This is a genomic window from Candidatus Paraluminiphilus aquimaris (genome assembly GCF_026230195.1).
Lineage (GTDB): Bacteria > Pseudomonadota > Gammaproteobacteria > Pseudomonadales > Halieaceae > Luminiphilus > Luminiphilus aquimaris.
This window is the reverse complement of record NZ_CP036501.1, coordinates 253,399-273,094: the sequence shown is the minus strand read 5'-3', so window position 1 is coordinate 273,094 and position 19,696 is coordinate 253,399. Positions and strand designations below refer to the sequence as shown.

17 protein-coding genes are annotated in these 19,696 nt (G+C 50.9%); 10 read left to right on the top strand and 7 right to left on the bottom strand.

Annotated elements, in window-relative coordinates; genetic code table 11:
• Positions 1 to 272 precede the first annotated feature (272 nt).
• On the top strand, positions 273 to 1,112 hold the full coding sequence (locus E0F26_RS01245) for a 2OG-Fe(II) oxygenase family protein (RefSeq protein ID WP_279242228.1): 840 nt from the start codon (positions 273 to 275) through the stop codon (positions 1,110 to 1,112).
• 89 nt (positions 1,113 to 1,201) lie between these two features.
• Here E0F26_RS01245 and E0F26_RS01240 read toward each other — a convergent pair whose 3' ends face one another.
• The gene (locus E0F26_RS01240; RefSeq protein ID WP_279242227.1) at positions 1,202 to 2,479 is read right to left on the bottom strand and encodes an inorganic phosphate transporter; all 1,278 of its coding nucleotides are present in this window, start codon (positions 2,477 to 2,479) and stop codon (positions 1,202 to 1,204) included.
• Between the two features lie 469 nt (positions 2,480 to 2,948).
• On the opposite strand from E0F26_RS01240, the gene E0F26_RS01235 reads away from it, so the two are divergent.
• The 5 genes from E0F26_RS01235 (at position 2,949) to E0F26_RS01215 (ending at position 7,057) form a co-directional block, all read left to right on the top strand.
• Positions 2,949 to 3,686: a PDZ domain-containing protein gene (locus tag E0F26_RS01235; protein ID WP_279242226.1), complete on the top strand. Its 738-nt coding sequence runs from the start codon at positions 2,949 to 2,951 to the stop codon at positions 3,684 to 3,686.
• Positions 3,687 to 3,892: 206 nt separating this feature from the next.
• Positions 3,893 to 4,321: a hypothetical protein gene (locus E0F26_RS01230; RefSeq protein WP_279242225.1), complete on the top strand. Its 429-nt coding sequence runs from the start codon at positions 3,893 to 3,895 to the stop codon at positions 4,319 to 4,321.
• Between the two features lie 18 nt (positions 4,322 to 4,339).
• Positions 4,340 to 5,026: a hypothetical protein gene (locus E0F26_RS01225; protein WP_279242224.1), complete on the top strand. Its 687-nt coding sequence runs from the start codon at positions 4,340 to 4,342 to the stop codon at positions 5,024 to 5,026.
• Between the two features lie 77 nt (positions 5,027 to 5,103).
• Positions 5,104 to 5,496: a carboxymuconolactone decarboxylase family protein gene (locus tag E0F26_RS01220; protein ID WP_279242223.1), complete on the top strand. Its 393-nt coding sequence runs from the start codon at positions 5,104 to 5,106 to the stop codon at positions 5,494 to 5,496.
• A 346-nt stretch (positions 5,497 to 5,842) separates the two neighbouring features.
• Entirely contained in the window at positions 5,843 to 7,057 is a 1,215-nt protein-coding gene (locus E0F26_RS01215) for an alpha/beta fold hydrolase (RefSeq protein WP_279242222.1), read from the top strand.
• Between the two features lie 46 nt (positions 7,058 to 7,103).
• On the opposite strand, the gene E0F26_RS01210 is transcribed toward E0F26_RS01215, so the two are convergent.
• The 3 genes from E0F26_RS01210 to E0F26_RS01200 form a co-directional block, all read right to left on the bottom strand.
• Positions 7,104 to 8,735, bottom strand: a complete 1,632-nt coding sequence (locus tag E0F26_RS01210) for an acetate--CoA ligase (protein WP_279242221.1) — start codon at positions 8,733 to 8,735, stop codon at positions 7,104 to 7,106.
• 105 nt (positions 8,736 to 8,840) lie between these two features.
• A complete protein-coding gene (locus E0F26_RS01205) occupies positions 8,841 to 9,674 on the bottom strand; it encodes an enoyl-CoA hydratase/isomerase family protein (RefSeq protein WP_279242220.1) in 834 nt (277 codons plus the stop codon).
• Positions 9,675 to 9,993: 319 nt separating this feature from the next.
• Complete coding sequence (locus E0F26_RS01200) at positions 9,994 to 11,106, bottom strand: hypothetical protein (protein WP_279242219.1); 1,113 nt, start codon at positions 11,104 to 11,106, stop codon at positions 9,994 to 9,996.
• Between the two features lie 284 nt (positions 11,107 to 11,390).
• On the opposite strand from E0F26_RS01200, the gene E0F26_RS01195 reads away from it, so the two are divergent.
• From E0F26_RS01195 to E0F26_RS01185, 3 genes are all read left to right on the top strand, one after another.
• Positions 11,391 to 12,728, top strand: a complete 1,338-nt coding sequence (locus E0F26_RS01195; RefSeq protein ID WP_279242218.1) for an NTP/NDP exchange transporter — start codon at positions 11,391 to 11,393, stop codon at positions 12,726 to 12,728.
• Between the two features lie 85 nt (positions 12,729 to 12,813).
• Complete coding sequence (locus E0F26_RS01190) at positions 12,814 to 13,914, top strand: zinc-dependent alcohol dehydrogenase family protein (protein ID WP_279242217.1); 1,101 nt, start codon at positions 12,814 to 12,816, stop codon at positions 13,912 to 13,914.
• Positions 13,915 to 14,060: 146 nt separating this feature from the next.
• Complete coding sequence (locus tag E0F26_RS01185; RefSeq protein WP_279242216.1) at positions 14,061 to 15,533, top strand: flavin-containing monooxygenase; 1,473 nt, start codon at positions 14,061 to 14,063, stop codon at positions 15,531 to 15,533.
• Between the two features lie 64 nt (positions 15,534 to 15,597).
• On the opposite strand, the gene yghU is transcribed toward E0F26_RS01185, so the two are convergent.
• The 3 genes from yghU to E0F26_RS01170 form a co-directional block, all read right to left on the bottom strand.
• The gene (yghU, locus tag E0F26_RS01180) at positions 15,598 to 16,479 is read right to left on the bottom strand and encodes a glutathione-dependent disulfide-bond oxidoreductase (RefSeq protein ID WP_279242215.1); all 882 of its coding nucleotides are present in this window, start codon (positions 16,477 to 16,479) and stop codon (positions 15,598 to 15,600) included.
• Between the two features lie 313 nt (positions 16,480 to 16,792).
• Positions 16,793 to 17,125, bottom strand: a complete 333-nt coding sequence (locus E0F26_RS01175) for a hypothetical protein (protein ID WP_279242214.1) — start codon at positions 17,123 to 17,125, stop codon at positions 16,793 to 16,795.
• Positions 17,126 to 17,493: 368 nt separating this feature from the next.
• Positions 17,494 to 18,393, bottom strand: coding sequence for a LysR family transcriptional regulator (locus tag E0F26_RS01170; RefSeq protein WP_279242213.1), 900 nt, complete (start codon positions 18,391 to 18,393; stop codon positions 17,494 to 17,496).
• 132 nt (positions 18,394 to 18,525) lie between these two features.
• On the opposite strand from E0F26_RS01170, the gene E0F26_RS01165 reads away from it, so the two are divergent.
• The gene (locus E0F26_RS01165; RefSeq protein WP_279242212.1) at positions 18,526 to 19,524 is read left to right on the top strand and encodes an NADP-dependent oxidoreductase; all 999 of its coding nucleotides are present in this window, start codon (positions 18,526 to 18,528) and stop codon (positions 19,522 to 19,524) included.
• Positions 19,525 to 19,696: the final 172 nt, after the last annotated feature.

Here is a 19,696-nt window from a genome sequence, read left to right as displayed (position 1 = left end):
ACGCTGTACCCGTGCAAAGCGTTATGGCGAGCCCATAAGAAGCTAAGATGTAGGCCATCCATTTGTCACGATCGTATGCCTCATTGCCAAGTTAAGGTCATGTGCGAAGAATCGAAGGGCTTCAGTAAAGGTGAGGGGTTAACGTTGAAAAGGTATCAGACGTGCTCATAAAGTATGTGGCAGTCCACTGCGGTATGCCTGACCTCTGGCCGAGCAGGGCTGAAGGTGCCTACCCAGTGGTTCAACGAATACTGCGCGGCAGGCACCTTTAGATGGCTATGAGCCCACGTGTAAGCCTTCCCGTCGCTACCATCGATGCGTCACAGCGCCTGATCTTTGAGACGACTGAGGATCAGGATCGCGCTTGGCAGATAGGGGTCTTCTACCTGAGAGCGCCGAGATCACTTGAGCTAGACAAGGTCCGTTGCTTTGGTGAGGGGCTCTCATTTCCGGATAGTCCGTATCGTGAAATTCCAAAGTATGGCGAGCTAGAAGGTTTCATTTCTCTTGAAAATAACCAACAGACTAAGCTTGCTCTGCAACGCCATCGCTGGGATGAGCACTATCCGCCAGAGATCGCGAATTTTGGCCGTAAGCTAGATGAAATAGGGATAGGTATTGTTCGAGAGGTTTTTCACCAGTCGGGGATTCCAGAGCAGCATTGGGGTCCGGCTTCCGGCGGTTATGCCGCGGGTGAGGGCACCGCATTCCTCAACTTTGTTCACTACGATACGCGCGAGCCCGACTTAGGCCTGCGGCCTCATACAGACTATGGGTTTGTAACGATCTTAGATGCGACAGCTCCGGGGCTTCAAGTCGAACTCGATGGTTCGTTTGTGGATGTGCCCGTGCTGGAGGGTCACTTGGTGATTAACTTTGGCGAGGCACTGAATTTCATCACACAACGTTCAGATCGGACGGTCTCGGCTATTGTGCATCGTGTCACGACGCAGTCAGCATCGAACCCGGTGCGCCATAGTATTGTCTACTTTGCAAACCCTTGTCTCGATGGCTACCTTCAGCAATATGACAGCCAAGGCAGGCGCCAGGGATCTTCCACAGTCCATCGGCTATTTGAATCACTTGAGCATAAATTAACCGAAGATAACTAGACGTATGTCACGGCCGCATTACGTTAATGCCCGTCTAATTTCCCCTTACTCGTTTAGGTTAGGGGGGTAGGCAAATTGTTGCCTCGTGTTTAGGCCCCAAAAACAGCAGACAGTATGTAGAAGAAGATAATCGCCAGGCCGGCACCTGCTGGCAGTGTGACCAGCCAGGAGGCGAAGATGGCACCTACGGTCCTCAAATTAAGCGCTTCAACACCGCGAGCTAGCCCGACACCGAGCACAGCACCGACCAGCGTGTGCGTAGTGGAAATAGGTAAGCCAGTGGCGGATGCCAACACCACAGTGGAGGCTGCCGCGAGCTCGGCTGCAAACCCTCTACTGGGCGTTAACTCTGTTATCTTTTTGCCGATAGTTTGAATTACGCGCCACCCGTAAGTTGCGAGACCCGTAACGATACCGGCGCCACCAATCGCAAGTACCCACCAAGGCAAAGCGGCCTTAGCGCCAATGATACCGCCTGACTGAACAGTGCTTACAACGGCGGCCAAAGGCCCGACTGCATTAGCAACATCATTTGAGCCGTGAGCAAACGCCATACCGCAGGCAGTGAAGATCATCAGGACACCAAAAATTCGCTCAATGTTTTCCGTGCTATTTATGTCACCCGATGTCTTGATGTTCCTTAGCAATGCCGCGCCGATACCGGCAATTACAAAGCCAACGAGAGCGGAAATAACCATGGCGTTGACAAACTTTGAGCCCATACCTAGGTCAAGGTCGACGCCGATGTGTTTCAGGCCCTTGAGTAACGTCACCATGCAAATCATGAAGCCAACTATCCACATGTAGATAGGCACATACTTGCGTGCACGCTCAAAGGTATTCTCATGGTCGAAGATCAGCTTTTGGACAGAGACGATGAGCGCGAAGGCCATTGAACCTGCAAGTAATGGAGACACTACCCAACTCGCAGCGATTTGCCCGACCTTACCCCAGGCGACTGAATCGACAGAAATACCCACTGCCGCAAAGCCCACAATGGCACCAACAATGGAGTGTGTAGTGGAGACTGGCCACCCTTTAATGCTGGCAATTAGAAGCCACGTAGCCGCGGCGAGTAGCGCGGACAGCATGCCAAATACCAGTAACTCCGGCGTGTCGGTAAGTACCGCAGGATCGATAATTCCTTTTCGGATGGTCGAGGTCACCTCGCCACCCGCAAGGTATGCACCCGCGAACTCGAAAATAGCGGCGATGATGATGGCTTGCTTCAATGTCAGCGCCCTCGAACCTACAGAGGTACCCATGGCATTTGCCACATCATTTGCACCAATACCCCAGGCCATGAACAGGCCGAAGACACATGCAAGCGTGAGCAGTATAAAGCCGTGTGACGCTATGATTTCCATTTTAGACGATCCTGTTCGGGCGCATTTTCTTAATTAGTTTTCTTGGCATGAATTAAACAAGTGCAATGTTAAACTTTTATGTAATAGCTGTCAGAGGTCTTGAGTATTTGTTAGCCGCTTAGCGTCGTTGTTTGCGAGAGAGGTGAGCACCAAAGGCGAAAAGTCCGTCTTGAGCGTCAGCTGAGAATTTTAGAGCGCTATGGTTTGTCGCAAAGCCTCTAATCTTTATAAATGAACAACGTCCATTGCAGGAGGGCCTTTTTTAACGGCTGTCTCTGGATGAATGTGGTGCGATTAGCAGATACAAGTACCTATGACGGCGTCCACCCATAGTTGTCCATGTTTTGTCGTAATTGTCGGTTTTTGGGTTGGCAGACCTTATTTTATGGCCCTTCTGATACGGAGTTGCTAGCTTTTTTATGCCGGCGCACAGAGATGTGTCGACATCAATCATTTTTAGGGGGCTGGTATGAAGTATAAAATTGGAATGGCGCTTGTCTGTGGCGCCAGTTTGTTGGGAATGAATGGGTGCAGTGACGTCTCAGAGAAAGTGTCAAATGCGGACGTTGCGAAAGCGTGGATCGAGGCAGGCCAGATAGGACAAGAGGCTACCATCGGTGCGGTCGAACAATATATGGCGGAAGACGGATTGTTCTACCGCCCTCGATATGTGGGCTTTGGCTTTACCTATGACAATACGGACGAGTCAGGTCGGATGATCGTCGAAACAATTGTCCCGGATAGCCCTGCTGCGAGTGTCCTTGAGTTGGGTGATGAGTTCACCGCTGTTCGTGGTGTGGCCGTTAATGCGGAGAATCGTGACTCAGGGGCTTTGAGTTTTCGTGGCGCTCCGGGCGAAGAAGTTTCAGCTGTCATCACACGCGGTGACGAATCTCTCGATATTGCAGTAAAGCGCGGCAAGATCGTCTCGACAATTTCAAAGGCAGACATGTTGGATTGGATGGCCTCAGGCGATCCAGAAGATTGGGGTGATGAGTCCTTTACGCTTAACGAGGTTGTGGCGAGCGAGGGTGTTGCATACGCATGGACCACCATTGCAAACACCGACGACGTGACAGGCCAGCTTATCGAGAGTCATGTGGTTACGCGCTTTCAATTTAATGAGGATGGCCTCGTAACGGCGGTAGCAAACATGCGAGAGGACCGCTTTATCCTTGAGCAGCAGGGCTACTCTATTAGCCGATAGTTTTTTGTAGCGCCACGGCCTCTCGATTAACGGCAAGACTGTTAAAGGTTTTGCCCCAAAATCAGGTCAGTTGGCAAAGTCACTGGGCTGCCAAAAGGGCAATGAAAGTGGTTGTACCGGAAAAACCGCGGTAAAAAATGCCGCGATATGAACGGCGTGGTTCACACCACGCTTTAACTGAAGCGCGCAATACCGAGGAGAAGTAAATGAGAGTATTTAAGTTCTTGGCAGTATTAGCGGTAATAGCAGTTTCACCCCTGTCACTTGGACAGGATCTCAAGCTAGGTGAGTCATTCGTAGGCGATTTCACCATTGATTCAGTCTCGACCACAGATGGCGTTAACTACCATCTGACTGCCTCGGGAGAGGCGGGTCCCTATGGTCGTGTTTATGGTAATTGGTTGTTTACCAATAAGCTGGGTCTTGAGGATATGGGTGAGTTCACGGGTTACGGATGGACTCAAAGCGGCGAAGAAGTGGTCACCGCCACCCTACAAGGCGTTTGGAAGAAAAACGGGAAGGTATTTGACTTATTTACCTTTGACGCTGTTTCAAATGGGCTCATCAATGTCGCCACAGGCGAGCTTGATATGGTGAATAAAACCCTGAAGTTCAACGTTGCCCCGGTCAAATAATAAATGGAGATAATAAAAATGAAGAGATTCCGTAATGTTTTGGGCGCCATCGCGCTCTGTTCTGGCGCGTTTGTGCAAGCCGAGCCGGTGATGTCACTTATCACAGTCAATACCAGCGACCCCGCCGGCTACGCTGGGTGGGCTAAAAGTAATGCTGAAGCCATTTCAAAAGCTAACGGTGCGATGGCAATGGGTCTGTGCTCACCCACATCGGGTGCTGAGCAAATGGGCGATCATTATCTATGGTCCTTTTTTGATTCGCAGGAAAGTACCTGGAGTAGCGACCCCATGAACCCAACGGTTCGCGAGGCCGTCGCGAATATGAATGTCGAACGCACGGTTCGCACATGGGATAACTGGCGGATTGTTCGTGCGGCAGAGGTCACTGACACGGGCCACTACTACAACCTTTATGTGAAGACAGATAATCCCGGTGGCTATATCGCGGTGTTGGATGAGTTACACGCCGAGATGAAGAAGCGTGGTTACGACGTTTCGATGCAAGTTTTTATGGGCGACACGGGTGCCACTACAGGCACCATTATGACGTCATTCGGCTCGGTCTCCGCGGCTGAAGTTGGGCGCATGTTAGATGCCCGTTCCGAACCCTGGGTGGCCGAGATCATCTCAAAAGTTGAGGGTAAACGGGAGATGACCCACGGATTCTCCATGGTTTGCCAAACCTATTACGCCGCAGCAATGTAGCGTCAGCTTGCTGAACGCAAAGGCCCTGCTTTTGCGGGGCCTTCTTGTGTTGCTGACTTAACCACTTGGAGAAGAACATGAAATATTTAATCACCCTCATTTTTACAGTGATGGCAATAAATGTGCATGCTGATGAAAAGATGAGAGACGTTAAAACTGCCAATCCGTTTGTTGCGCTCCATCCGGCTGCTCAACAAGACGCCACAGCCGACTATTATGAAGCGGTGGAAAAAAACGTATTTAATGGGGCCATCCCCCTTAAGTATGCACAGCTCGCAGCGCTCTCGGCATCCGTGGCGATAAGGTGTGAGTACTGCATTCCCGCGCATACTGCGTTTGCAAAGGCGGCTGGCGCAACCGATGAAGAGATAAAAACTGCTGTCGCGATTGCTGCCGATGTTTCACTTAACAGCGCCATGCTCTACGGCAATCAATTTGATATGGACACGTTTCTAAACATGTTCAAGTAGCTGGGCGTTATATCCAGCCTAAAGGCCGCGGAAGCGGCCTTTTTTATATCTGCGATGTCTAAGGGCGCTGTTCTTATAAAGAGAGGAGCACTCGCTGCGAGATGCGTGTCTACATATCTGCACGCTAGGAGTTTCAACGCTTGACGATCTTATTTCCAAGTTCCATTGTGACCAGTGAAGGCCTTTGAACTTCAAGTATTTATCTTTTTGCTAGGATGAAGGCGCCGTTTGTTGCAGCCTACGCTCGCAGGGTCGATGTGTTCATTTCTTCAACTAAGCGATCACTTTCTGGTACCTCGGGGCGTTCACTTCCTCACTCTTACAGTCGGATCCTGAGGCGAGAAATATGAAAACAATTTTTTCCAAGCTGATCTTAATGGCTGCCATCGCCGCCGCCCCTGTAAGTGCCGAGACTCCTCATGACCGCTTTACTTTGGGCGATAGTTTCTTATCAGATTTTTACGTCACTGACTCAGAATTGCAGAGTGCACCGGGGCTTCTAGTGCGGACAGAAGCGCTCGATGAGCGGCAGCGTCTGGAGTATGGGGGCATACAAGTTCGACTGCTATACACCGCGACAGATGGGCTGGAAGAGGGTGGCATAACCACAGTGTCCGGCGCGCTCTTTCTTCCAAAAGGGAATCCACCTGACGGTGGTTGGCCTCTGATGGCCTGGACCCATGGCACCGTGGGTATTGCAGACCGGTGTGCGCCGTCGTGGAACGGTAGACAGTCACAAGACGAAGACTATCTTAATCGTTACTTGGCTCGTGGCTACGCTGTTGTCGCGTCTGATTATCAGGGTTTAGGGACTAAAGGAACGCATCCCTATCTCCACACCCGCGCTGCGGCTTACAGCAACCTCGATATCATAAAGGCGGTTCAGGGAGCTGATTTCCCGCTTTCGAAAAAGGTGGTTTTATTTGGTCAGTCACAGGGAGCGGCGGCTGCAATTGCAACGGGAGGGTACGCGCCGTATTACGCGCCGGAAATCCAATTGGTCGGCGTCGTAGCAACTGGGGCACCTTACTTTACACCCGCAGCACTCAACGCGCTGGATCGCCTGAATGTAGTCGACAGGCCTGATCCACTCCTTGGTTATACCTTCCTTGTCATGACCTTAGCTGAGCAAGTAGACCCTAGCTTTAACATGTTTGATTATCTGACTGATTACGCGCGTCCCATTGCTCAGCGTGCCGATGATCTCTGTTACGCGAGTCTCAAAAAGGAGGTGATCAATTCTGCGCTGTCTCGCCGAAATAGTTTTAAGAAAAACCCTAGAGTCGGCTTGAAAAAGGCGTTTAATGCGATGGGTTACCCCCATCTCAACCTACCGGTACCGCTTTTTTTCGGTACGGGTGGTAAAGACAACGATACGCCACCACGAATGCAGAAAGCGCTAAAAATAGCGCTTTGTAAGGCCGGTACTACTGTGCAATCTCAGTTTTACCCCGACTTAGATCACAGGGGGGTCGTACTGCCTTCCACCTCAGACTCCCTTCCGTTTGTCGGAGCCTTATTTGCTGGCCAGGGCGTTGCAGGGAACTGCGAACAGATTTAACCAGACGCTGCTGCTGAGTCTCGAGGGATCGAAAATTTGGTCGCCGTTACGGTGTGATTGATATTTCACGGTCGCGCAGTGTGCGACGCATAATTTTCCCTGTTGTTGTCATAGGAAGACTATCGACAAACTCTATCAGCCTTGGAACTTCATGTTTGGCGAGGTGCTCCCTTACCAGCGCCTTCAGGGACTCAGCCAGCGCGTCGCTTGGCTCTGTATTTTCAGACACGACAATAAAGGCCTTTATCAGTTCGGTGCGGGTGTCATCGGGGACACCAATGACAGCTGCGAGCTGAACAGAAGGGCTTTTAAGCAGGCAGTCCTCAATTTCCGTAGGTCCAATTCGGTATCCGGAGCTTGTAATGACGTCATCCGTACGGCCGTGGAACCACAAAAAACCGTCCTCATCCTGCTCGCCTAGATCGCCTGTGATCATCCAGCCATTAATAAATTTACCCTTGGTCGCTTCGGGGTTATCTAAGTAGCCTGAGAACATGGCGGGATGTGGCCCTTTGATCGCAATGTTGCCCTGAATGCCGCGTTGAACTTCATAACCCTCATCATCGACGATGGCGCAAATCGAGCCCGGCATGGCCTTACCCAAAGAGCCGTGTCGAACCTGCATGAGCCGCGGATTGGTGCCAATCATCCCGTTACACTCAGTTTGTCCGAAACCCTCGCTAATGGTCAGGCCAAAGCGTTCATCGGCCCACAGTGCCAGTTCTTTGCCTACGGCCTCGCCACCGCTGAGTACAACGCGTAGCTTAAGGTCAGGGGACTCCTCAGAGTCAATTTGTCGCATGAGTTTGAGTACAGTGGGTGTCAGTAGAGAGACAGTAATATTGTGTTGACCTAAAATGCGAAAGGCAGACTGCGCGTTAAAGCCCTCCATGTCGGTTGAGACAACTCTGCAGCCTGAGTACCACCCAATGAGTAGAATGTTAATCAGACCGGCTATCCACGCCCAATCGGCAGGTGACCAGAGCGTATCGCCGTCCCTAGGACCATAGTCGTAGTAATACTCAAAAAGCGGTTTGTTGCCGAGTAGCACCCGATGTGGCATCAAGACACCTTTAGGCTGCCCGGTTGTCCCGGATGTGAAGCTAATCCAGGCAGTGTCCTCGCTGCGCGTTTTAACAGTATCAAAATGCGACGGCTGATCTGCAATAGAACGCCATAGAGATAGCGCGTCGTTCGGTGACGCGTCATCGACTACCAAAATATGTTTCAGCGACGAGCATGCGCCGCGCACACTTTGCACTTTTTGCAGATTTGCTTTGTTGGTAATACAAACCTTTGCGCCTGTGCTAGTCAGTCGATGCGCTATCGCATCGGGCCCAAAGAGTACCGAGGCGAGACAAGAGATCACTCCCGATTTAAAGCAGGCGAGGTGCGAGATTGCACACTCGGGCGATTGCGTGAGTAATATGAGCGCACGATCTCCTTTCGTTAAGCCCAGGCTACTAAGCAGATTCGCGAGTTGATTCGAGTGGCTCTTAATCTCTGCAAAGGTAAAGTCTTTAACTGACCCGTCGAGGCTCTCATGCGATATCGCAATGCGACCTGCGTCGTCAGCCCAGCGATCGCAGACGACATCCGCAATGTTGAAGTACTCGGGAATATCCCAGTGAAATTTACTGCAGATATCCTCGTAACTCTCACCAACTGGAAGGTCCATTAGCCACTCCTATTTTTTTATCCAAAGGTGTGTGGTTGTTCTTTTTTTTCTTTTCTATACGGTGGATTGAGGGTTTCAGACACCGGCTCGCGTGACTGTTGCGGATCAACCGAAGAGATCACGGCGTTTTTTGAAAGCTGCTTTAACACCCTCGTTCCTCAGCGTGCGAAAGAAGTCTTTGAAACTATCGAACTGATGGTAGATAGCGTCTAAATCTGCACCGCGCCTCACCGAGCTCTCCATACCCATGTTTTCAAACCATGTATTTGAGACTTCCTTTAGGATAGATAAATTGTCGCTGGGTGCTCTGGCGATATGAGCCGCTGTCATTGCGACGCGATCATCCAACTGCTCATGCGGAACCACTTCATTTACCAGGCCAATTTGTTGTGCCTCTGTGGCACTGATAAGTCGCGACGTATAAAGCAATTCTTTCGTCTTTCGTAAGCCAATGAGCATTGGCCAGAACATGATGGACGGCGGTATTCCGAGATCTCGTCCAGCGGGATGACCAAATCTCGCGCGCTCGCTCACAATGGCGAGATCGCAAACTCCCAGCAGCTCCCCGGCACCCGATAAGCAGTCACCCTGTACTTTCGCAATGATGGGTTTGGGGTAACGCCACAGCTTCATCCAGTAATCGACAATGGTGTGGACATCGTCTCTGTCCTGTCGAATGTCAACATGATCTTCAAAGTTGGCGGGGTATTGAGAGGTAATCCAGTGCTCCTCACGCAAGTCATAGCCTGTTGAAAATGCTTTGCCCGCAGCCCCTATGACAACCACGCCAACGGTATCGTCCTTAAGGACGCCGTCTAACACCGTTTTGAGTTCATTGAGTACCTGCCAGCAAAGCGGATTGAGATCGTCGGGCCGGTTTAATGTGATGTTTAGCACTCGGCCTGTTTGCGAGACTGTAATCATTGGAATGTCACTCATTGGATGAGGCTCTTTTTATTCAAATTGGCTATTCAAGTTTGTTACGTAAATTGTTTAAACGATGTACTGCACTGAATCAGACTATCATGAGTGTGTCGGTGTTACTTAGGGTATGGCTTGGGCAAGTTAGGTCATCGGTACCTATCGCGCACCCTATAAAAACGAACCTATGCCCACGTCTTCAATATCCAAAGCCGTATTGGGGGGCTCGATATTAAGACGATAGACTCGTGCTGCTAATCCCGCTCAACCCACTGAAATCTCGCTGTTACGGGTAGAAAGTGGCTCATGCAATGTGTGGGGTTCGATTTATATCGATTCAGGCGAAATGCTCAAAAGGCCAATCTCTGTCGATCCCTGCAATCGGTATTTCTAGGTCAACGAGCTCGTCGTGTATGACTTGAATCTCCCAGTAGATGGAAACGCCATAGTTTTTTGATACTAAGGCCTGCGGATATAAATTTCTGAACATGACATCAAACGAGATGTCGTGTTGTTTTGGGAGGTAATCCGCCAGCCTACTTCCCGCTGCGATCCGAGACACCTTTCGTTCGTAAATGACGTGTCCGTTGAAGTCACGGTGCATAGATATCCAATCTCGGCTTCTACTTTGGGTCATCAAGTACTGATATCGCTCCCTGTTGCAGCAAACGATACGGAAGAGAGCGTCTTCAATGTCAATTTCTACTTCCCCATCCATGACCTCTGCAAGTGAGTAAGTCTTGCCAGGCTCCAATTTAAGTCGGGAGGTTTTCGACTTGTCGATGGATATGTATTTCGAAAGTGCTTTCTGTCTTACTTTGTAGATGCCGCCGACCATGAGGACCAGGGCAAAAATCCAAAGCATAACGGGATCGCCTTTACTCTTCCCACCTCCCCATTCCCAAATCTCCCCCGATATTCCCCAATGAAGCGTCCAAGCAGCCAGGCCCGCTAACAGCAATTGCAGCAAATACGTGTTGATTCTTGTTTGTTTGGTTAGCCGTGCGAAGTTTGCGGACGAATCAAACGTGTCTTTCGGATCGACGATACCGGTCGCGTCGTTGAGGTTTGAGACCGGGTAGGGAAGTGCATTAGGGACACGTTGCTCACCTGTTGCACCAGCGTGAGAGAGTTTTGCAATGCAAAACGATTCAATCTCTTTTCCTTTAAAGTCATAGAAGGGTTGGTTCTTAATTTCGAAGGTTTGCCTGGGAGTGTCGATTGGCAGCGTACCTTTGAAAATTGTTTTGGTAGCTTTGTTGCCGCCTTTAAAAATTAAACCCTGCCATTTCTCTTCCAGCCGCTGAGTGACCACGTCAATCTTCAGCACGGGCTTATCTTTCAAAAGAGCTCTATCTTGGATGTCGAACTCTAAGACGATATCTTCGGGCGCCTCAGATTCTCGCCGCATACCAAGTTTGATGCCGCCTAAATCCTGACTCCAATCCATAGCGCCTCCGGTCTACACTCGTTGAGTTGTATGACTACTAGGGGTAGCAGGCGACAGAATTTAATGCCACGTCTTGGTCGTTCAATAACGATTTATTTCTAGTAAGTCCGACAAAACCGACGCTGAACTGTTGTCTTTATGGCAATAAACCTTCGCCCATTATGTGCTTTATTTTGGTCCGAGCGCCTGACAATAATGCGTAACAGGCTATCGACAGAGCCCCGCAAGCAAAAGAGCCGAGATGACCTTAGACGTCTACATGCGGGTCATCGTAGGAAATCGCAATGACTGAACATAACAATGTCATCGCGCGGTTTTTCAGAACCGCCTCGATGATTAAAGAGCGAGAGCTGGCCGCCGTAGTCAGTTCGTTTTTGTTTGTGGTCGTGCTGATGTCGGCCTACTACATTCTCAGGCCGGTGCGCGATGGCATGGCGAGCGATTGGACCGACGCCGAGGTCAGCTGGTTGTGGACACTGAACTTCTTTATTAGTACTGGAGTTGTCGCCCTCTATGGCCTTGCAGTTTCTCGCTTTAGGTTCCGCTTGCTCGTGCCAATCACCTATGGCTTTTTCGCTGCGTCATTCGTCATGTTTTATGTTTTGGGCTCTTATCAAGTCGAACGGACCTTCATCGACAAAGCGTTTTATGTCTGGGTCAGCGTGTTTAGCCTCTTTCATATCTCGGTGTTTTGGAGCTTTATGTCCGAGCTTTTCTCGAAGGAGCAGGCCGGTCGACTTTTTGGCGTTATCGCGGCGGGCGCAAGCGTTGGAGGTCTCTTGGGCCCCTCTATTCCTGCCTTTTTCTCTGCATCGTTAGGCACCGACAAACTAATGTTGATTGCCAGCGTCATGTTATTGATGACCATTCCGCTCATCTTTTATCTGCAGTCCTTGAAATTGGAAGGTCATGGCCCTCAGGTGGGTGGCACCGCAATGCCGAGCCCTGCCCTTGGTGGAAACCCTTTTGCAGGATTTAGGTTGTTCTTTTCTAATCCGTATTTGCTTTCGATTGGGCTGTTTATTTTTCTGTATACGGGTATTAGCTCCTTTGTTTACTTTGAGCTCAAAAACCTTCTGAGCGATTTAACGCGATCCGAGCGCACGGCGGTCTGGGCTCAGATGGATTTAGCCGTAAATATTTTGTCGATTTCGACCGGGTTGTTTGTGACCGGTCGACTGGTGAGTAAATTGGGGATGCCGGCGACCATTGCGTTGGTCCCAATAGTGATTTGTGTTGGATTACTGGCATTGGCTATTTCGCCTTTGCTCGGCGTCGTGATTGCTCTTCAAATCGTGCGTCGTGCCGGTAACTACGCCGTAACGCGACCTGCTCGTGAAATGCTGTTTACCCGCGTTGATCGTGAAACACGATTTAAGGCAAAGCCTGTGATCGATATTGTCGCTTATCGCGGCGGGGACATGCTCATGGCGTGGCTGTTTACAGGCTTGACGCAAGGTTTGGGGCTCGGATTGGCCGCTGTTGCTGCGGTCGGTGCGGGCATTGCCGCGCTCTGGTCACTCGTGGGTATCTATCTTGGACGTTGGTTTGAGCGCGACGATGCAGAGTCTACCGTCGATGCGACGTCAGATTCTCCAGGGCGCTCGATAAATGAACCATAGATTTTTTATTTTGTATCGGTCGTCTTATCGACGAGCCGACTCACTTTAGACAAAAACGGACGAACAACGACTAATGGAATTCATTATGAACAATATTGCAAAGACTGCCTTGTTGGCGTTTCTTCTTGGCTTAAGCGGTCTCGCTTCGGCAGGCCATCACGAGGGTTTGATGCATGAGGGTACTCAAGTAAAGCACATTGGCTACAGCCAGATGGGTGACCCCGCGGCGGTGCTTGAAGTAAAGACAGAGGCACCGCTTGCCTTAAGTCCAGGTGAAGTCCGAGTCAAAGTACTTGCATCACCCATTAACCCTTCCGATCTTCTGCAGATCGCGGGTAATTATGGGGTTGATCCTGTATTACCTGCACGTCCCGGCAGTGAGGGTATTGGTCGCGTTACGGAGATCTCCGAGGGCGTTCAGGCGTTAAAGGTGGGACAACTGGTTCTTCTTGCGAGTGGTAATACGTGGGCGGAAGAACTGGTCGCTCCGGCAGCAGGCTTTCTGCCGCTTCCTGATCTTGGCCCCGTTGGTGCGGATGTCATTGAGCAGCTGGCCATGGCCGCGGTTAATCCGCTGACTGCGCTGCTTATGCTGACCACGTATACGGATGTGGCAGAGGGTCAATGGATTGCACAGAGTGCCGCAAACTCCGCCGTCGGGGGTTACGTCATTCAGCTGGCCAAACAGCGCGGTATCAAAACCGTCAATATTGTTCGGCGTGAGGGTTTGGCGGAAGAGTTAATGGCCAAAGGCGCGGATGTTGTCCTCATCGATGGGCCAAATTTAGCGGCCGATATCGCTAAAGCCACTAATAATGAGCCGATTGTTTTAGCGCTCGATCCTGTGGGTGGCGACACGTTCGCTCGACTTTATGACAGCCTCGGTTACGGAGGCACGCTGGTCACCTTTGGGGTGCTTTCCGGACGCCCCGCCACTCTGAATACAGGCATGCTCATTGGCAATGACACGCGCCTGCGCGGATTCTGGTTGTATAAGTGGTATCAGACGGCCAGCATGCAAGAGAAGCAAGCGGCTTTTGGGCAGGTGATTCCGCTCATTGTAAACGGCACGTTAAAAGCTGACATCGATTCGCGCTATACGATCGATGAGATTAAGCAAGCCGTGACGCGGTCGAAGCAAGGCGGCAGGAATGGCAAGGTACTGATCGTTCCGAGCCCCCTTTAATCCACCCCGTGGTTGGGTCTTTGACGAGACAGTAACCTCTGCGTTAAAAGGATAACGCTGACGCCAGTGCGTGTTGTCATTCGCCTGCCCGGCAGCGACGGTCCTTAAAGCGACAGAGCTAGAACTTTTAAGAAAGGTGGAACTAGATGGCCGGTCAACCCAAAAGAGCGTTTTCAGCCGCGATTGTCGGTGCAGGATTCGGTGGAGTCGGAGCGGCCATTCGGCTCGTAAAGGCGGGAATCACGGACATTACCTTATTCGAGCGCGGTGACGGTGTTGGCGGGGTATGGCATTCCAACCACTATCCTGGTGCTGCTTGCGATGTCCCCTCTCATGTCTACTCCTTTTCGTTCGCGCCCGGAACACAATGGTCGCGCCGATATGCGCCTCAGGCTGATATAGCGCAATACTTGAATAATATTGTTGACGACTTCAACGTTCGCCAATATCTCCGGCTTAACACGGGGGTTGAGAGCGCTCATTTTGATGCTCAGACAGGATCATGGCGGGTCGCGAGTAGCGACGGACAGGTGCGAAATTTCGATTTTCTCATCTCTGCTTGCGGTCAACTCTCAAATCCTTCGATTCCAGATCTTGAGGGTATCGCTGAATTTCAAGGTCCCAGTTTTCACTCGGCAAATTGGGATCATTCTTTGAATTTAAGTGGCAAACGTGTGGCTGTAGTCGGTACGGGTGCCAGTGCGATTCAATTTACTCCAGAGATTGCTAAACAAGCTGCTCAGGTGGATATTTATCAGCGATCAGCGCCCTGGATTTTGCATAAATTAGACCGAGAGTATCCTGAGTGGGAAAAGCGATTTTTTCGACGTTTTCCAGCTCGTATTAGTTTGAGCCGACTGTTTTTTCTTTCGGTTTTCGAGCTTTTGACCTATGGCTTCACCGGCCGTCATTGGGTCTTGAAACCCATGATGAAAGCAGCGAATGCTTACCGAAAAAAGGAGCTGGGTGATCATCCGGAGCTACATGCCAAGGCGACGCCTGATTATGATATCGGCTGCAAGCGAGCCTTGTTCACCAACGACTGGTATCCCACGCTGAAACGCGCAAACGTTGAGCTTATTCATGGTGATGCGCCCCGTGTGACAGCCAATGGTTTGGTTGACCGAGAAGGCCGAGAGCGACCCGCAGATGTGATTATTTGGGGCACCGGATTTAAGCCCCTCGATTTTGTGGCGCCGATGAAGATTTTTGGTCTGGAGGGCCGTGAGCTTGGAGAAACCTGGGGCGATAGGCCGGAGGCTTATCTCGGAACAACAGTTTCGGGGTTTCCAAACATGTTCATCATGTACGGCCCTAATACCAATCATGGGGCTGGTTCCGTCCCGTACTCTAACGAATGTCAGTACAACTATATCCTTGACGCGATCAATCGACTGCAGGCGGGTGGCCACCGATACCTTGATTTGAAATCTGAAGTACTCGACCAATGGCGAGACGAGATGGAAGAGCGCAGTGCAAAAAGTGTGTGGACGCAGGGTGGATGCGAGAGCTGGTACGTGACCAAGGACGGAGTTAACACTAACAATTGGCCGGGCCCGTGGCTGGAGTATAAGCGCCGCACTCGACGCATTAACCCTAACGAATATCAGTTTTGTTAGCCCGCTCGTACCTGACGGTTGGCTGCATACCGTTGATCTGAACGATACGGATGTCCGCCGCTGGCTAGCCCTCTGCGGGCGGATCTGGATTAAGTATGTCCTGGGTGCGCAGCTCGAAATCACTGGCGTCATGCCTCTCGAGTAGCTGCGAGGATTTAGCACCGTACGGTCGGTTAACCATACGACCCCGTTTTACGGCAGGCCGCTGAGATATCTCATCCGTATACCGCTTTAGATTGGTGTAGGTGTGTGCTTCCAGGAACTCAGCGGCGTTATACGCTTTTCCTTCAATCACTGACCCATACCAAGGGTAGATGGCCATATCGGCAATGGTGTACTCATCACCGCAGATGTATCGGTTGTCTGCTAACCGCTTATCCAGCAGATCGAGCTGACGCTTCACTTCCATGGCGTACCGGTCAATCGCGTATTCGATTTTTATCGGAGCGTAGGCGTAGAAGTGACCAAACCCACCGCCTAACATCGGTGTTGCGCCCATTTGCCAGAATAGCCAGTTCAAACACTCAGTTCTTCCCGCGTGATCCTGGGGAATGAACTCGCGAAACTTATCGGCGAGGTAGAGCAGAATTGACCCAGACTCGAAAACCCTAAGGGGTGGCTCCTCGCTGTGATCAACAAGCGCTGGAATCTTTGAGTTGGGATTGGCCGCAACGAAGCCGCTACCGAACTGGGAACCATCGCCAATATTAACCAGCCACGCATCGTATTCAGCACCGTTGTGTCCCTTTGCTAGGAGTTCTTCGAGCATGATTGTAACCTTCACGCCATTGGGGGTTCCAAGGGAATGCAGCTGAAGTGGGTGCTTACCGATCGGCAATTCTTTTTCTTGCTGAGCGCCGGCCGTAGGGCGGTTGATGTTAGCAAAGGCTTGATTACTGTCTTTCTTCCACTCCCAGACCTTAGGGGGCTCATACGTATCGCTCATGGGGAATGATCTCTCGCGTTTTATTGGTCAATACAATCTCAGCTAAGCGAGCTCAGTGTCAATTCTGTGGACACAACCCCTTTGCTATTCAAGGGTGAAAGCGGGCACTCAGCTGAGTTCAAAAGCGCGAGGTGCGTAGATTAGATGACACGTTGGGACTTCGGCGAGCCGATGCGCTATCGGGTGCTCGCGCAGTGACTAATTTGTGGCAAACATCGCTTTACGTACTGTAACGGGTTGCCCTCTTGAAGCGCTGAATCCGAGCTCTTGGGGAACTACCTGACGTGGTAACCACGTCAGGTAGTCTGTTTATTTAGTCGTTAGAGCCTGCTGCGGAGTCCTTCACAGCGAGTAGGAAGTTCGCAACGACCATACCAGCGAGCATTACGGCGATGTTGTCGATAATGGCATTCAACGGTGCACCGACCGCGGGAATAGCATCGAGTGAATTGGCAGCGGTTGGCATTGCAACGGCGGCAACTGTGTAGGCCATTCGTCCTACCATGTCAGCGGCCGGGCTCATGAACCCGCTGATGAGACCTAATACCACAAGCACAAGACCCGACATGGCCGCTACTTGTTCGACAAACACGGCGACAATGGCCACGATAATACCAACAATGGTGATGATTTGATTAACGTTCATTTATTTATCCTTATTGTAATTTAAGTTTTCCGCATCACTCCTGCCCCAGACCACCGTGCTAAAAATTGGCGGCCGCTACAGTCAATGCACTTCTTTAGAGCTAAAAACGCTCGATAAGTTCAAGCCGCCGATACGGGAGAGGAAGGTCATTCCAAATTGCTCAATAAATAGGCCCTTGATCCAGTGAAATTCTCGATCGATGGCGTGTCATATTTTGCGAAAAATATCTCGATGTCACACCCGTTATTGCGCCGTGTTTGCATCCTAAAACAGGGAAATGACGTGAGCGTGTGAGCCGAGAATGTGCCCCGAGGTGAACCCATAGCGCCAGCTACCTGACAGGGTGGAACATGTTATCTAGGTACCTGTTACGCCATGAGCTTTTCAACGAGAAAGTCGATAAACACCTTCACTTTTGGCACGAGGTATTTGGGCTTTTGGTAAAGCAGATAAATGCCCATATTTGGGTTTTGGTTAACGCTCAGCGCAGCATCGGTTAGGAGCTCTACCAATGCACCCGACATTAGATCTCCTTCCAGTGACCAGCGAGGTGCCATCATGATGCCTTTGCCCTCTAGTCCTTGCTTCATTAGCCAGTTAGCGTTGTTTGAAATCACGGCGGGTTGACCCGAGACGTCATGCCACTGATCGTCAACTTCCAGTAGCCATGGCGATGGACCTCGGGGTGTTCGAAAAAATAAGCCCAAGTGATTACGAAGCGCAAAGCCGTCCTCCGGTGTGCCCTGGGCTGCCAGATAGCTTGGGGAGGCGACAGGTATAAAATCATTGGGCATCAATTTGATCGCATGTATCCGTTCATCCGGTGCGTAGCCACCCCGAATGGCAACGTCGACATCGTCGTTTGCCAGTGACGAAAGTTCGTCCGAGAGGCTGATGTCGAGAGTAATGTCGGGGTAGAGGGCGCTGAATTCATCGAGTACTGGGAACAGCATTCGCTCGCCAAAACTCACCATGCTGCTTATTTTTAATTGCCCCATCGGGCGTGACTGATAGCTCTTGACCGACTCATTACTTAACTCAAGCTGCACCAGAATTTCTTTAACCTGCTCTAGGTAAGCCGTACCAATTTCGGTGAGTTTTACCACACGTGTGCTTCGGGTCAGCAAGTGCGTTCCCAAGCTCGTCTCAAGATCAGAGATGCGACGAGATATGGAAGAGGGGGGAACAGAAAACGCTGTTGCGGCACTTGTGAAACTGCCGGTTTCTGCGACTTTACAAAAATACTTAAGAGCCAGTAGTTGGTCCATTCGCGCTTTGATACCCCTTAATTGTTGTCTTTTCGACAAAAGAACTAGCAAGTCGAGCTTATATATCATCGTTTTAAGTACGTTAATACTTAAATATCAGCGAAAAACACTATGACCAATCAGGGCGCTCCAATGACTTTGTATACACAGATTAATCTCGCCGCACGACCGACACCCGGCCCCATTACCCGTGACCTTTTTGAGGTCGTTACTAAGGAAGTGCCGTCTGCGGGTGCTGGTCAGTTGCTTGTGAAACAGACTCACATGTCGCTTGATCCGGCCATGATTGGCTGGATGAGCCCCGATACCGAAAGTTATGTGCCTCCGGTCGGGTTAGGCGAGGTTATGCGCTCCTCCGGTATTGGACAAGTCATTGAGAGTCAGCATCCCGACTTTGAGGTCGGTGACAGAGTGCGAGGCATGATGGGCTGGACTGAGTACAGCCTTAGCGACGGTGCAGGTTTAAGTAAGGTCCCCGAGGGTGTTGATGAAGAGACCGTGCTGTCAATTTTTGCGCTTCCTGGCATTACTGCGATGAAGGGCCTGTATGGATTTGGCGACCCCAAAGCGGGTGAAACATTGGTTGTCAGCGGCGCAGCTGGATCGGTCGGCTCTCTCGTTGGACAGTTGGCAAAAGCTGACGGTCTGCGGGTCATCGGTGTGGCCGGTGACGATGAGAAGTGTTCTTGGATTGTTGATGACTTAGGGTTCGACGGTGCCATCAATTATAAGTCTGACGATCTTCCGTCAAAGCTGGCGGAGTTAGCTCCCAACGGTGTTGATATCTATTTTGAAAATACCGGCGGCGCCATTCAGCACGCGGTTTTTGATGCGATGAATGCCCACGGGCGAATGGTGGTTTGCGGCATGATTGCTGATTACATTGCCGAAGAGCCCTCGGCGGGTCCCAACTGGATACCGATTGTTAAGAAGCGCTTAACGATTCGCGGCTTCACCGTGCCCGATCACTACGAGGAGATACCGGCACTACTTGAACAGCTGGCACCCTACGTCATGTCCGGCAAAGTGAAATACCGAAGTCACGTACTCGAGGGACTCGAGTCTTCAATTGAAGGCCTAAACCTGTTCTTCACTGGCGGTAATCGCGGCAAGTTGATTGTGAAACTATAGGTAAAGCCTGCGAGCGGTTAGCCGTGCGAGTTCCCGAGCACTTGAGGCGTTTTCAGTGTCAGTGCGCTTAATTAGAGATCAGTTGACGAGTAGGCAACGGCCTTGAATTGCCTGCCCGGGTAACGCCAATTTTGGCTAGGGCTATTGTGACAAGCGGTCATTCATCGTGTTA